The sequence below is a fragment of the Stenotrophomonas sp. GD03654 genome, from assembly GCF_029845105.1.
Classification (GTDB): domain Bacteria; phylum Pseudomonadota; class Gammaproteobacteria; order Xanthomonadales; family Xanthomonadaceae; genus Stenotrophomonas; species Stenotrophomonas africana.
Map to the genome: position 1 here is coordinate 1 of NZ_JAOCLC010000030.1, position 14,745 is coordinate 14,745.

9 protein-coding genes are annotated in these 14,745 nt (G+C 66.9%); 1 reads left to right on the forward strand and 8 read right to left on the reverse strand.

Annotated elements, in window-relative coordinates:
* The 6 genes from gyrA to ligA form a co-directional block, all read right to left on the reverse strand.
* On the reverse strand, positions 1 to 2,683 hold a 2,683-nt coding region (gene gyrA / locus N5J73_RS12430; protein WP_279941007.1), incomplete at its 3' end, for a DNA gyrase subunit A.
* A 261-nt stretch (positions 2,684 to 2,944) separates the two neighbouring features.
* Positions 2,945 to 4,009, reverse strand: a complete 1,065-nt coding sequence (gene mtnA, locus N5J73_RS12435; RefSeq protein WP_049445610.1) for an S-methyl-5-thioribose-1-phosphate isomerase — start codon at positions 4,007 to 4,009, stop codon at positions 2,945 to 2,947.
* 47 nt (positions 4,010 to 4,056) lie between these two features.
* Complete coding sequence (locus N5J73_RS12440) at positions 4,057 to 4,785, reverse strand: DUF3011 domain-containing protein (protein ID WP_049445611.1); 729 nt, start codon at positions 4,783 to 4,785, stop codon at positions 4,057 to 4,059.
* Positions 4,786 to 4,924: 139 nt separating this feature from the next.
* Positions 4,925 to 5,881: an EF-P lysine aminoacylase EpmA gene (gene epmA, locus N5J73_RS12445; RefSeq protein WP_049445613.1), complete on the reverse strand. Its 957-nt coding sequence runs from the start codon at positions 5,879 to 5,881 to the stop codon at positions 4,925 to 4,927.
* Complete coding sequence (locus N5J73_RS12450) at positions 5,878 to 6,363, reverse strand: GNAT family N-acetyltransferase (protein ID WP_049445614.1); 486 nt, start codon at positions 6,361 to 6,363, stop codon at positions 5,878 to 5,880. Before N5J73_RS12450 ends, epmA begins: the two co-directional genes overlap by 4 nt.
* Positions 6,364 to 6,412: 49 nt before the next feature.
* The gene (ligA, locus tag N5J73_RS12455) at positions 6,413 to 8,884 is read right to left on the reverse strand and encodes an NAD-dependent DNA ligase LigA (RefSeq protein ID WP_192840562.1); all 2,472 of its coding nucleotides are present in this window, start codon (positions 8,882 to 8,884) and stop codon (positions 6,413 to 6,415) included.
* 282 nt (positions 8,885 to 9,166) lie between these two features.
* Between ligA and N5J73_RS12460 the strand changes: the two genes are divergently transcribed.
* Positions 9,167 to 10,285 carry a pyridoxal phosphate-dependent aminotransferase gene (locus N5J73_RS12460; protein WP_049445619.1) on the forward strand — a complete coding sequence of 373 codons (1,119 nt, stop codon included), beginning with the start codon at positions 9,167 to 9,169 and terminating at the stop codon, positions 10,283 to 10,285.
* A gap of 99 nt (positions 10,286 to 10,384) precedes the next feature.
* Here the strand turns inward: N5J73_RS12460 and zipA are convergent, their stop codons facing one another.
* Both zipA and smc read right to left on the reverse strand, forming a co-directional pair.
* Entirely contained in the window at positions 10,385 to 11,122 is a 738-nt protein-coding gene (gene zipA / locus N5J73_RS12465) for a cell division protein ZipA (RefSeq protein ID WP_049445620.1), read from the reverse strand.
* A 46-nt stretch (positions 11,123 to 11,168) separates the two neighbouring features.
* A complete protein-coding gene (gene smc / locus N5J73_RS12470; RefSeq protein ID WP_049445622.1) occupies positions 11,169 to 14,672 on the reverse strand; it encodes a chromosome segregation protein SMC in 3,504 nt (1,167 codons plus the stop codon).
* Positions 14,673 to 14,745: the final 73 nt, after the last annotated feature.

Here is a 14,745-nt window from a genome sequence, read left to right on the forward strand (position 1 = left end):
CAGCCGGTGCGCCGTCGGTCGTGGCCGGAGCGGCGGCAGCCACCTCGTCCTCGTCCTCGTCGATCGAGGCATCCATGCGCTCCACCGCCTGCAGCTTCTCGTCCTTGGACAGGCGGATCAGGGTCACGCCCTGGGTGTTGCGGCCGACGCGGCTGATTTCCGAGCCACGCGTACGCACCAGGGTGCCACCATCGGAGATCAGCAGGACTTCGTCGCTGGAGCCCATCAGCACCGCGGCGACCAGCTTGCCATTGCGCTCGGTGGTCTGGATGCCGATCACACCCTGCGTGCCACGGCCCTTGCGCGGGTAGTCCGGCAGCGGGGTGCGCTTGCCGTAGCCGTTCTCGGTCGCGGTCAGGATGTACTGCACACTGGCGTCGTCGGCGCCGTCGATCACCGCATCGCCCGTGGCGGCGGCTTCCTCGACACCGTTGTCGTCCTCGTTCTCGTCCTCGATGCCACCGGCACTTTCGGCCACGATCAGGCTGACCACTTCCTCGCCGGCCGGCATCTTGATGCCACGCACGCCGGTGGCGGTACGGCCCATCGAGCGGACCTTGTCCTCACCGAAGCGCACGGTCTTGCCGTTGGAGGCGAACAGCAGGATGTCACGCTGGCCGTCGGTCAGGCCAACGCCGACCAGAGCATCGCCCTCGTCCAGGTTGATCGCGATCTTGCCGCGCGCCAGACGGAAGGCGAACTCGCCCAGCGGGGTCTTCTTGACCGTGCCGTTCTTCGTGGCGAAGAACACGAACTGGCCATCGGCGTACTCGCGCACCGGCAGCACGGCCTGCACGCGCTCGCCGGGTTCCAGCGGGATCCAGTTGATGATCGGACGGCCGCGGGCGTTGGAGCCAGCCTCGGGCAGCTGGTAGACCGGCAGCCAGAACACCTTGCCCGAACTGGTGAAGGTCAGCAGCGTGTCGTGCGTGTTGACCAGCCACAGCTGTTCGATGAAATCCTCTTCCTTGGTGGACGCTGCGCTGCGGCCGCGGCCACCACGGCGCTGGGCGCGGTACACGCTCACCGGCTGGCGCTTCACGTAGCCGGCATGCGACACGGTGACCACCACGTCTTCCGGCGCGATCAGGTCGAGGATATCCAGGTCTTCTTCGCTGTGGCGGATTTCGGTACGACGTTCGTCGCCGAACTCGGCCCTGACACTGATCAGCTCTTCACGGATCACCTGCAGCAGGCGATCGGGATCTTCCAGGATGTGGATCAGCCCGGCGATCACTTCCAGCAGCTGCTTGTATTCCTCGGTCAGGCGGTCCTGCTCCAGCCCGGTCAGGCGGTGCAGGCGCATTTCCAGGATCTGGGTGGCCTGGATCTCGGTCAGCTGGTAGCCGCCTTCGATCAGGCCCACGCCCTTGGGCAGGTCATCCGGACGCGAGGCTTCGGCACCGGCAGCGCCCAGCATCGAACCGACCAGGCCCGGCTCCCACAGGCGCGCGAGCATGCGCTCGCGGGCTTCGGTGGGGTTCGGCGAGGTCTTGATCAGCTCGATCATCTCGTCGATGTTGGCCAGCGCGACGGTCAGGCCTTCCAGCACGTGGGCACGGGCACGCGCCTTGCGCAGCTCGAATACCGTACGGCGGGTGACCACTTCGCGGCGGTGGCGGACGAACGACTCCAGCATCTGCTTGAGGTTCATCAACTGCGGGCGGCCATCGACCAGCGCCACCATGTTGATGCCGAACACCGATTCCATCTGCGTCTGCTGGTACAGGTTGTTCAGCACAACCTCGGCAGATTCACCGCGCTTGATTTCGATGTAGATGCGCATGCCGTCCTTGTCGGACTCATCGCGCAGCTCGCTGATGCCTTCGATCTTCTTTTCCTTGACCAGCTCGGCGATCTTCTCGATCAGACGCGCCTTGTTCACCTGGTAAGGAATTTCGGTGACGATGATCGACTCACGGCCGTTGTCGGCCACTTCGATATCGGCCTTGGCACGGATGCGCACACGGCCGCGGCCGGTGCGGTAGCCGGCGACGATGCCGGCGGTGCCATTGATGATGCCGGCAGTCGGGAAATCCGGGCCCGGGATGTACTCCATCAGGCCGTCGACATCGATTTCCGGATTGTCGATCAGCGCGATGCAGGCGTTGATCGATTCGGTCAGGTTGTGCGGCGGGATGTTGGTCGCCATGCCCACCGCGATACCGGCCGAACCATTGACCAGCAGGTTCGGGAACCGGGTCGGCATGACCGTCGGCTCCAGTTCCTTTTCGTCGTAGTTGGGCTGGAAATCGACGGTTTCCTTGTCGATGTCCGCCATCAGCTCATGCGCCAGGCGCGACATGCGCGCCTCGGTGTATCGCATCGCCGCAGCGGAGTCACCGTCGACCGAACCGAAGTTACCCTGGCCATCGACCAGCATGTAGCGCAGCGAGAACGGCTGTGCCAGACGCACCAGCGTGTCGTACACCGACTGATCGCCATGCGGGTGGTACTTACCGATGACGTCACCGACGATACGCGCCGACTTGAAGTAGGGCTTGTTGCTGTGCGCGTTCAACTCGTTCATCGCGAACAGCACGCGGCGATGCACCGGCTTGAGGCCGTCGCGCGCATCCGGGAGCGCGCGGCCCACGATCACGCTCATGGCGTAATCGAGATAGCTCTTGCGCATCTCGTCTTCCAGGTTGACCTGGATGATTTCCTTGGCGGTTTCTGCCATTCGGGTTCCGTTGTCTGGTAGCGGTCCAGTCCGGCGCAGCCCTCTGCGGGAGGGGGTCGCGCCGGAACCTCGATTCAACCTGTGGATACTACCACAACAGGCCGTTTTCCGCCTCCCTTTACGGGGATTTTACCGGCACAAATCAGGAACTTAGGGCCCCATGCCGCCCCTGTAGAGCCGAGCCCATGCTCGGCTGCGGCGGATTCACTGGCTGAGCCGAGCGTGGGCTCGGCTCCACAGACATCCGCGACCCTGCCCGCCTCAGCCGCCGAAGGCGGCACGCATGTTGTCAGCGGTCGGGTTCAGGATCACCCCGCGCTCGGTCACGATGGCATCGATCAGTTCACCCGGGGTGACGTCGAACACCGGGTTCCAGGCGGCAATGCCTTCGGCCACGGTGCGGGTCCCGCCCACGCCATACAGCTCGCCCGGGTCGCGCTGCTCGATCTCGATCTGGCTGCCGTCCACGGTGTCCATGTCCACGGTCGAGGACGGCGCCACCACCATGAACCTGACCCCGTGGTGGCGGGCGGCGATGGCCAGCTGGTAGGTGCCGATCTTGTTGGCGGTATCGCCATTGGCGCAGATGCGGTCTGCACCGACGATCACCCACTGCACCGCGCCGGTCTTCATCAGGTGCGAGGCGGCCGAATCGGCAATCAGGGTGGCGTCGATCCCATCCTGCTGCAGCTCCCACACGGTCAGGCGTGCACCCTGCAGCCACGGCCGGGTCTCGCCGGCGAACACGCGGGCGATGCGGTGCTGGGCCATGCCGGCACGGATCACGCCCAGTGCGGTGCCGAAGCCTGCGGTGGCCAGCGAGCCGGTGTTGCAGTGGGTCAGCACGCCGCTGCCGGCGTCGATCAGGCCCGCGCCCAGCGCGCCCATGTGGCGGTTGGCGGCCAGGTCTTCCTCCGCGATGGCCTGCGCCTCCGCTTCCAGCAGAGCCTTCCAGTCGGCGCCGGCGGCGTTCAGGCAGCGACGCATGCGCGCCAGCGCCCAGGCCAGGTTGACGGCGGTCGGGCGCGACGCGTTCAGGCGCTGCAGCGCCGGTTCCAGCTGCTGCAGCGCGTGCGCACCGTCTGCGGCCTGCACGTCACGTGCGGCCAGCACCACGCCCCAGGCCGCGGCAATGCCAATCGCCGGTGCACCACGCACGGTCAACGCGTGGATGGCGGCGGCAACCTCGTCACTGTCATGGCAGACCACATGCTCGACCACGAACGGCAGCTTGCGCTGGTCCAGCAGTTGCAGGGCATCGCCGGTCCACAGGATCGGGCGGATGTGGTCGTAACGGGCGTAGTCGATGTCGGAGGCAGTGTTCATGGGCCCATTGTAGGGCCACGCCCCGCGCGGTTGGAGCCTGCCCGGGCTCAATTCACCGAGAATTCGGCGCGGCAGCCGCCGTCCACCCAGATCCCGTTGCGGTTCCAGCCCCAGGTGTTGCCTTCCTCGCACGGGGTGCTGGACAACTGTTCGGTGACGACGGCGCCGACCGAAATGCTCGCGCCACAGAAGCGGCGCTTCTTCGACTTCGACTCGCAGGTCAGACGGCGTGGCACGTCAACAAAACGGCCGTCCTCGTCAGCCACTTCGAAATCCCCCTGGCAGCCGCGGCTGGTCCACACTTCGTTGCGCTTGTAGCCCCAGCCCTGCCCTTCCCGGCACGGCAACGCCGACAGTTGGCGCAGCAGGCGTACCGGCGCCCCATCCAGGCGCACCGGACAGCTCTGAGGACGACCGTTGGATTCGCAGCGCACCACGCGGCGAACCAGGCGTTTGCCTTCATTCGCTGCCGGAATGGGCCCCGCGGCGCGGCGCGCGCGGAACTCGGCGCGGCAACCCAGGGTGACCCAGACACCACTGCGGTCGGTGCCCCACTCGCTGCCACGGATGCAGCTGCTGTTGGAGAGCTGGCGGACAAGGTCGATGCCATTGCTGACATCGATATCGCAATGCACCCAGCCCATGTCGCGCGATTCGCAGGTCACCACTTCGCCGTCATACCCCACCTGCTGGGCAGACGCCGACGACGGCAGCCAGGCACCCCACAACGCGATGGAGTAGACCGGAGCCGCGACAACCGCAAACCACTTGACCAATGCCTTCCCCAACAGGAGTGGACGAATTCCGATGCGAGTGTCCCGCATCTGCCGTGATAAGAGCATCATCCTGCTTACCGAAGCAAGCACGGAAATGCGGCAATCCGTTCAGTCTTCGATGTTCAGAAAACCCTGAAGATCAGGCGTGGGCGAAGTCATAGGCCAGCACGTCGGCGATGCGTGGCGTGCGGTTCATCGCCATCAGCAGCCGATCGACACCCACCGCCACACCCGCGCAGGCCGGCATTGATGGGAGTGCGGCCAGCAGTGCCTCGTCCAGCGCAGGCTGCACCTGGCCGCGTTCGTGCCGGCGCTGCAGGTCACGCTGGAAGCGCGTGCGCTGCTCCTGCGCATCGTTCAGTTCGTGATAACCGTTGGCCAGTTCCACCGCGCCCAGATACAGCTCAAAACGCTCGGCCAGCGGAGGCGTGCCGGCGCGGATGCGGGCCAGCGCCGCCTGGCTGGCCGGCCAATCGTGGACCACGGTCATCACCGTGTCATCGAAGTGCGGCTGGATGTGATGGGTCATCAGCAGGTCCAGCCAGTCGTCGCGGGTCAGCCCTACCGGGTCGATGTGCACGTCGCCGAGCGCGGCGCGCAGCGCGGCTTCGTCAGCCTCGAACGGGTCCACGCCCACATGCTGCTGGAACAGTTCGCGGTAGCTCAGCACGCGCAGGGTCGCACTGCGCCCGACCAGGGCCAGTGCCTGACCGACCAGCTCGGCGGTCTCCTGCACCAGCCGGTGGTGGTCCCAGCCGACCCGATACCACTCCAGCATGGTGAATTCCGGGTTGTGGCGACCACCCGCTTCGCCGTTGCGGAACACCCGGCCCAGCTCGTAGCAGTCGCCCACACCTGCCGCCAGCAATCGCTTGAGCGGGTACTCCGGCGAGGTGCGCAGCCAACGGCGACGGCCACCGGCATCGACATGCCCGGTGAAATCGGTATGGAAGCTGTCGATGTTGGGCTCGGTGTTGCCTGCAACCGACAGGATCGGTGTTTCCACCTCCAGCACATCGCGCTCGGCGAAGAAGCGGCGCACCAGCGCATTGAGCGCAGCGCGCTGCTGCAGCGCGTGCAGCAGGGCCTCACTCACAGGATGCCCTCCGGGCGCGGGTGGTCCAGCGGCAGGGTCAGCAGATCGCGGGTGTCATCGATGTATCCGCTGGCCAGGTACAGGCGACGGGCGAGCTCGTTGTGGTGGTTCACTTCCAGGCGCAGGCGGCTGACGCCACGGCCACGCGCGCGCTGTTCGCAGATGGCCAGCGCCTGCTTGCCGCGGCCACGACCGCGCGCACGATGGCTCAGGTACAGCTCGTCCAGCAGCATGAAGTGGCCGCCCTGCTCCAGGCTGAAGCCCATCGCGATCACTGCGTAACCAACCACCTCGCCCGCCTCGTCCAGCCACAACAGCACTTCGCCGTTGCGTGGGTCGGCCAGCAGTGCATCCACGCCGCGACGCACGCGCGCGTCATCGAAGTCGATCTTGTCTTCGGCATAGAACTCGCGCATCAACGCGATCAACTGCTCTTCGTCGGCGCGGGTGGCCAAGCGGAAATCCAGCGGGGCGGTCTGCATCGGTATTCCTTTGTGTTTCATGCCGGGCGCGAGGCACCCGGCGGGGTCATCATTCGTGTTCGGCAAGGTAAGCCAGCAGGCGGTCTTCGTCCCACACGGGCACGCCCAGCGATTGCGCCTTGTCCAGCTTGGAGCCGGCCTCGGTACCGGCCACCACGAAACTGGTCTTCTTCGAAACGCTGCCGGAGACCTTGGCACCCAGCGCTTCCAGGCGCTCCTTGGCGGCATCGCGGGTGAGCTGGGCCAGGGTGCCGGTCAGCACCACGGTCTGCCCATCCAGCGGGCCGGCCACGATCTCGGCCAGCGCCGGCGCCTTGGCCAGGATCTGCTGCATCGCCTTTTCGGCCACCAGCAGCATCGCGCCATGGCCTTCGGCGTCCAGCCACGCAGCCAGACCGCGTGCGGTGTCATCGGGCAGGCCGGCGTTGACGAACTGGCCATGCTCGGCGTCGAGCACGGCCTGCGCGCCAGGCAACGCAGCCACCAGCTTCTCCGCACGCAGGCGGGTGATGCCGGGGATTTCCGACTCGACCAGCAGCTGCGCCAGATCCAGCCCTTCGCGCAGCTTGGCACTGGGCGCATGCACATCACTGATGCGCACCTGGCCGACCTGCAGCAGGTCATCGATGGCCTGCTGGTTGCCCTGCTGCTCGAAGAAATGGCCGAGCGAGCGCGCTACTTCGCCACCGATGTCCGGCACACGCTTGAACAACGGCCACGGCAGGTGGCGGATCAGCTCCAGGTCACCGAACCACTGCGCCAGCGCCTTGGCCGTGCTTTCGCCCACATGCTCGATGCCGAGCGCGAACAGCAAACGCTCCAGCGTGGCGGCACGACTGGCGTCGATCGCCGCGATCAGGTTGTCGGCCCACTTGGTGGCGATCTTCTTCGTGTTCCATTCGAAGCTGGCGGGCTGCACCAGCGCCTGCGCGCGCCAGCCCGGATCGTTGCCGTCCAGCTTGAGCACCGCATTGAGCACCGCACCACTGCCTTCGGCGGACAGATGCAGCTTCAGCGCAGCAGCCAGTGCGGAAGGGTCCTCGGCATCCAGCACAAGCTTCAGGTGCAGCAGCTGGTCACGGTTGAGCCGGTACAGGTCGGCCACACTCTTGACGATGCCGGCGTCGACCAGGGTTTCGATGTACTTGTCGCCGAGGCCATCGATATCCATCGCACGACGCGAAGCGAAATGGGCAATGGCCTCCTTGCGCTGCGCAGGGCAGGACAGCTCACCCGAACAGCGCCATGCGGCGGCACCTTCCTCGCGCACGATTTCCGAGCCGCACACCGGGCAACGCGTCGGCATCTGCCACGGCGTGGTGCCCTGCGGGCGGCGATCGAGGATGACGCTGACCACTTCCGGAATCACATCGCCGGCGCGGCGCACGATCACGCTGTCGCCCACCCGCACATCCAGGCGTGCGATCTGATCGGCGTTGTGCAGGGTGGCATTGGACACGATCACGCCGGCCACAGCCACCGGCGCCAGTCGCGCGACCGGCGTGGCGGCACCGGTGCGGCCGATCTGGATCTCGATGGCCTCCACCGTGGTGCTCTGTTCCTGCGCCGGGAACTTGTGCGCGATGGCCCAGCGCGGCGCACGCGAGACGAAGCCCATCGCCTGCTGGCCCGCGCGGTCATCGAGCTTGTAGACCACGCCATCGATATCGAACGGCAGGCCATCGCGGCGCTCACCGATATCGCGGTAGTAACCCAGCAGGCCGTCGGTGCCTTCCACCACCTTGCACAGCTCACTGACCGGGAAGCCCCAGGCACCGAGCTGGGCCAGGGTGCCCGAATGGGTGTCCGGCAGCTCGCCGCCCTGCACTTCGCCAGTGCCGTAGGCGAAGAAACTCAGCCTGCGCTGCGCACTGATCTTCGGGTCGAGCTGGCGCAGCGAACCGGCCGCCGCATTGCGCGGATTGGCCAGCACCTTGCCGCCCTGCAGGCGCGCACGTTCGTTGTAGGCCTCGAAGTCGGCACGGGCCATGTAGACCTCGCCGCGCACCTCCAGCACATCCGGCCAGTCCCTGCCGTGCAGACGCTTGGGAATGTCACCGATCTCGCGCAGGTTGGCGGTCACGTCCTCGCCGGTACTGCCATCGCCACGGGTCGCGCCGAGCACGAAATGACCATCCTCATAGCGCAGGCTGATCGCCAGGCCGTCCATCTTCGGCTCGGCCGAAAACTGCAGGCTGCGGCGGCCCAGGCGCTCATCGATGCGGCGCACGAAATCGGCCACTTCCTCGTCGCTGAAGGCATTGGACAGCGACAACATCGGTACCGCGTGGCGCACCTCCGGGAAGCGGCCGGAGGGGCGCGCACCGACCTGCTGGGTCGGGCTGTCGGCACGGGCCAGTTCCGGGTGTTCGCGCTCCAGCGCTTCCAGCTCGCGCACCATCCGGTCGTAGTCGACGTCAGGGATCTCCGGCGCGTCCAGCTCATGGTAGGCGCGGTTGGCCTGGGCGATCTGCCGGCGGAGGTCTTCGGCGCGTTCGGCGGGGCTGGGGCTCATCGGGATCCGGTGGTTCTGGGATAGCCGGGAATTCTACCGCGCCCGGCCGTCAGGCCCGGTAACGGCCCTGCCTTTTGTGGAGTCGAGCCATACTCGACTGGCGCTTCGCTCTGGCAGGCGCCAAGCACTCCCCCGCTCCAGCAGGTGCCAACCTTCTTCCCAGCTCCGGTAGGTGCAAACCATGGTTGGCACGTCTGTGATCGAGCACGGCTCGACGCTGCAAAAGCAGCTTGCCGCCCATCCCCACCAGCGCTAGCGTGCGACGGTCTGCCCTTCGGAATCCTGCCCGTGACCCTGCCTGCTTCCCGTCGACGCTTCCTGCAACTGGCCGGTGCCGGCCTCGCTGTCGCCGGCAGCGGGCTGCCGCAGCTCGGCCATGCCCAACCCGCGACAGCCGCCGCCCCTGCCGAAGGCGCGGTGCTGCTGAATTTCAACGAATGTCCCTACGGCCCCTCGCCCGCGGCCCAACAGGCGGCACGCGACAGCATCGCCGGTTGCGGCCGCTACCGTTTCGCACTGGCCGGTCAGGTGCGCGACGCCTTCATCGAACAGGCGCGCATCCCGGCCGATCATGTGCGGCTCTATCCGGGTTCCAGCGAACCGCTGAACCGTGCCGCCGTGCTGTGGACCGGCCCGCAGGCGGGACTGGTAGTCGCCGACCCGACCTTCGAGACGCTGGGCGAGGTCGCCACCGCCCACGGTGCGCACGTGCAGAAAGTGCCGCTGCGCGACAACGGCGCACATGACCTGCGTGCGATGGTCGCCGCCGCACACGCACGCCCGACAGGACTGCTGTATGTGTGCAACCCGAACAACCCCACCGGTTCGATCAGCCCGCCGGATGAGCTCGCCTGGCTGCTGGCCCACAAACCCGCATCCACCCGCGTGCTGTTGGACGAGGCCTACCTGCAGTACAGCGAACAGCCGAGCCTGATCGCACAGGTGGCGCAGCGCGATGACCTGATCGTGTTGCGTACGTTCTCCAAGCTGTATGGCATGGCCGGCCTGCGCCTGGGCGTGGCGGCCGCGCATCCCGACCGCCTTCGCGAACTGGCCAGCCTGGGCGACAACCCACTGCCGGTGCCGGCGCTGGCCGCTGCACTGGCTAGCCTGCGCGATCCGCAGTTGATTCCGCAGCGCCGCCTGCAGAATGCCAAGGTGCGGCAAGCCACCATCGCGTGGCTGGGCAAGCGTGGTTTCAGCTGCGTGCCGTCGGAAGCGAACTGCTTCGTGGTCGACGTCCAGCGCGATGGCAGCGCGTTTGCCAAGGCGATGGCCGACAAAGGCGTGGTGATCGGGCGCAGCTGGCCGATCTGGCCACAGCGCGTGCGCGTGACCGTCGGCACCGAAGAGGAGATGGCCGCGTTCCGCCATGCGTTCGCGAAGGTGGCTGGCGTCCCGGCCTGACCCTGTTGGTGGGGGCGAACCTTGGTTCGCCCCATCCACGCATGGCGTGGATCTACTGTTGTGGGTGCCGACCGTTGGTCGGCACACCGAAAAAAGCACTTACCAACGCGGGGTCTTGGTCAGCGGCGGCGCCTGGTGCTGACGGTCGTAGGCGCGCAGCTCGTCACGGATGTGCGCGATGCGCTGGCGGCCCAGGGCGTTGCGGCTGTCATCCAGCACCACGCCATCCAGCAGCTCGGCCATACGCTGCACGGTCGGCAGCATCTTCTCCCAGGCGTCCAGCGCGGTCAGCGGCGCCGGCAGGGTCAGGAAGAAGGCGATGGCCGGGGTTTCCATGGCGCGGATGTTGGCCATGTCGAAGCTGCCCGGCTTCATGATGCTGGCCATCGAGAAGATCGGGCCGCGCTCGGGGTGGCCTTCCACCAGACGGTGGAACACGTTCATGTGGCCGAACACCAGGCCGGTCTTTTCCGCCGCCACCACGATGTCCTCGCCACGCAGCTGTTCGCCGGCGCGGGCGGCCACGAACAACGAGACGATCTTGTCGAAATCCTGGGTGGCACGCTTGCCGAGGTCGCTGGCGCCCGGGTCGGTTTCGCCCAGGCCGAGTTCGGCCTGCTCGCCTTCCGTACCCATGCCCGGTTCGACGCGGCCATCGGGCACGGTGACGCCGTCTTCGCCCAGCACCGGCTCGCGGCGCTCGCCGCTGGTCGGTTCCGCGCCTTCCACGCGGCGCCCCTGGGGCTTCTTTTTCGGACGGCCAAACAGGAAGATCGCGGCGATCAACAGCAGGCCGGCGGCCAGGATGCCGATGCGCAACAGTGCCGTGTCGGACATTCGATAGGTTCTCCGGCTAGTTCATTCAGGTAACTAGGATGGCACGTCAGGCCGCGCCCGCCAATCGCGCGGCTTCTTCCAGGTCTACGCTGACCAGGCGGCTGACGCCCGGCTCGCGCATGGTCACGCCCGACAGCTGGTGCGCGGCCTCCATCGTCGCCTTGTTGTGGCTGACGAACAGGAACTGCACCTTTTCGCTCATTTCCTTGACCATGTTGGCCAGGCGGCCGACGTTGGCTTCATCCAGCGGCGCGTCCACCTCGTCCAGCAGGCAGAACGGCGCGGGATTCAGCTGGAAGATGGCGAACACCAGCGCCACCGCGGTCATCGCCTTCTCGCCGCCGGACAGCAGCGAGATGCTGGACACGCGCTTGCCCGGAGGACGCGCCATGATGGTCACACCGGTGTCGAGCAGGTCTTCACCGGTCAGTTCCAGGTAGGCGTGGCCGCCACCGAACAGGCGCGGGTACAACGCCTGCACGCCAGCGTTGACACGATCAAAGGTGTCCTTGAAACGACCGCGGGTCTCGCGGTCGATCTTGCGGATGGCGTCTTCCAGGGTTTCCAGCGCGGTGGTCAGGTCGGTGTGCTGCGAATCCAGGTAATCCGAGCGCTGCGAAGCCTCGCCGTATTCGTGGATGGCGGCCAGGTTGACCGGCTCCAGCCGGCGCATGCGGCCGTCGATCTGGTGAACGGCCTGCTCCCAGTCGCCCAGGCGGGCATCCTCGGGCAATGCGTTGAGCACGTCCTGCAGCACGAAGCCGGCCTTCTCCACCGCCGCCTGCAGGGTCTCCGCGCTGAGCACCAGCGCCTGCTGGTCCAGCTTGCGCTGCGAAATGCGCTCGCGCTGGGCCAGCGCCTGCTCGTCACGCTGGTGGCGGGTCTGTTCGTAGTTGCGCAGCTCGGCGTCGATGCCGTCCAGCAGCGTGCGCGCCTCGGTCAGCACGCGATCCGCGCGCACGCGCTCTTCCAGCGCGTTCTGGTGCTCGGCCTGCAGCGATTCGACCGGCGAATCGCCTTCATCCAGCTGCGAATGGAGTTCGCCCAGGCGCGAATCCAGCTGCCCGCGCTGGGTGCCCATGCGCTCCAATGCCTGGCTCAACGAGGCGAGCTGCGCCCGCTGTGATTCCAGGGTCAGCGCCAGCGAGTGCGAGCGCTCACGCACCGCGCGTGCAGCATCGCGCGCCAGGTCGCGGGCCTCGGTCAGCTGGCGGCGCTCGCCCTCCAGTCGCTGCCGGGTCGATTCCAGGTCGCCCATGCTGCTGACCGCGTTCTCCAACCGTGAGCGCGCTTCACGCGCCTGCTCGTTGTTGGCTTCCAGCGTTTCCTGCAACTGCTTCAGCTCACCTTCGATGCGGTCGATGCGCGTGCACGCCGCTTCCACCTTGCCCTGCTGGCCCTGCAACTGGCCCGCTAGTTCAGAGACCGCACGATGGGCCTGGTACAGCGCACGCTGCGCGTCTTCGCGCTGCTGCTCGGCGGCGTGCAGCTGCTCACGGAATCCACTCAGTTGTTCTTCCAGCTCGGCCTCGCGGTCCTGCAGCTGCTCGATCTGCTCACGCAGTTCATTGATCTCACGCTCGCGCAGCAGCGCGCCCTGCTGGGCTGCACCGGAGCGCGATACGCGCAGCCAACCCTGGCCCAGGCGCTCGCCGCTCTGGGTGATGATCGAATCGCCTTCCGGAAGGCTGCCCTGCAACGCCTTCGCTTCGGAAAGGTCCTTTGCTGCATGCAGGTGTGCCAGCAGGCGACGGATCGCTGCCGGGCCACGTACGCGGGCGGCCAGCGAGGTCGGTGCGACCTTTAGGTCCGCGCCATCGTTGGCAACCAGCGCGATGTGGCCCTCGCCCAGTTCGCCGAGGGCATCGACCAGGCTGGCCGGATCATCAACCAGCACGCCTTCGATCAACTGGCCGAGCGCGCTTTCCACCGCATTTTCCCAGCCGGCATCAACGTCCAGGCGTTCGCCGACACGCGCCGCCGAATCCAATCCACGCGCCTTCAGCCAGGCCACGGCCGCGCCCTGCTCCTGGCCCAGCACGGCCTGCTGCAGGGTTTCCAGCGAGGCCAGGCGGCCACGCAGGCCGTTGGCCTGCTTGCGCAGTTCGGCCAGTTCGTTCTGGCCATTGCGCTGCTGTTCCTGCACCGCCGCCACGCCCTGCTTGCGCAGTTCGACGTCTTCGCTCAATTCATCCAGCGCGGTCTTCTGCGTGTCGTGCTGCAGGTGCAGCTGCTCGAAGGTTTCTTCCAGCGCATCCACGTCCAGGCCGGCGCGCTCGGCGGCCAGGGCTTCACGACGCCGGTCGGCGTCAAGGATCTGCTTGTCCAGATAGTCCACGCGCGTGCGCTCGACATCGCCGGCGCGCGAGGCCTCCGAACTCTGCGAGGTGTGCTGTTCCCAGCGCTGCTGCCAGCTGGCCAGCCGGTCCTCGGCCTCGCGCAGGCTTTCCTGCTTGATCTCGCTCTCTTCCTGCAGCTCCTCCAGCTGCGGGGTGGCAGCCTCCACCGCCTCGCGCAGCACCCTCAGCTTGGCCTCGTCGCCGCTGATGTGCTGGCCCAGTTCGGCCAGCGCCTGCTGCGTTTCATCGCGCGCCTTGTGCAGGCGCTGCGACAGCTCGCGCTGGTGCTGGATCTGCTGCTCCAGGCGGGCCAGCGTGCTGCCGACCTGGTAGACCGCAGCCTGCGCGGTGTTGAGCGCGTCGGCGGCCTCTTCGCGCCGCGCACGCGAGGTCTCGATGCGGGCCTCGGCATCACGCTGGTCGGCGATCAGCTGCTGCAGCTTGGTCTCTTCCTGCGACAGGCCTTCGCGCAGCTTCGACAGGCGTCCGTCGAGACCACGGAATTCCAGCGCCTTCCACTCGGCATCCTTGACCCGGCGCTCTTCCTGCAGCGCCTGGTACTGCTCGGCCTGCTTGGCCTGGCGCTTGAGGTGTTCGAGTTGCTTGCTGATCTCGTCGCGCAGGTCGCCCAGCCGGTCCAGGTTCTCGCGGGTGTGGCGGATACGGGTCTCGGTTTCCTTGCGGCGCTCCTTGTACTTGGAGATGCCCGCCGCCTCTTCGAGGTACACGCGCAGGTCTTCCGGGCGCGCTTCGATGATCTGGCTGATCATGCCCTGCTCGATGATCGAGTAGCTGCGCGGGCCCAGGCCGGTGCCGAGGAACAGATCGGTGATGTCGCGGCGGCGGCACTTGGTGCCGTTGAGGTAATAGTTGCTGGTGCCGTCGCGGCTGACCGTGCGCTTGACCGAGATTTCGTTGAACGAGGCGTACTCGCCGGAGATCGTGTGGTCGGAGTTGTCGAAGATCAGCTCGACCGTGGCCTGCGAGACCGGCTTGCGGGCATTGGACCCGGAGAAGATCACGTCGGTCAGCGAGTCGCCACGCAGGCGGCTGGCCGAACTCTCGCCCATGACCCAGCGCACGGCGTCGATGATGTTCGACTTGCCGCAGCCATTGGGCCCCACCACGCCGGTCATGTTGGTCGGCAGGTGCAGGGTGGTCGGATCGACGAACGACTTGAAGCCGGACAGCTTGATCGTGGAAAGACGCATAGGGGTTCCGGACTGGGGCCGGCAAGCGGCCTGCGTTTACCCTCCAAGTCATTGATCCTGTTGGGATCGATGC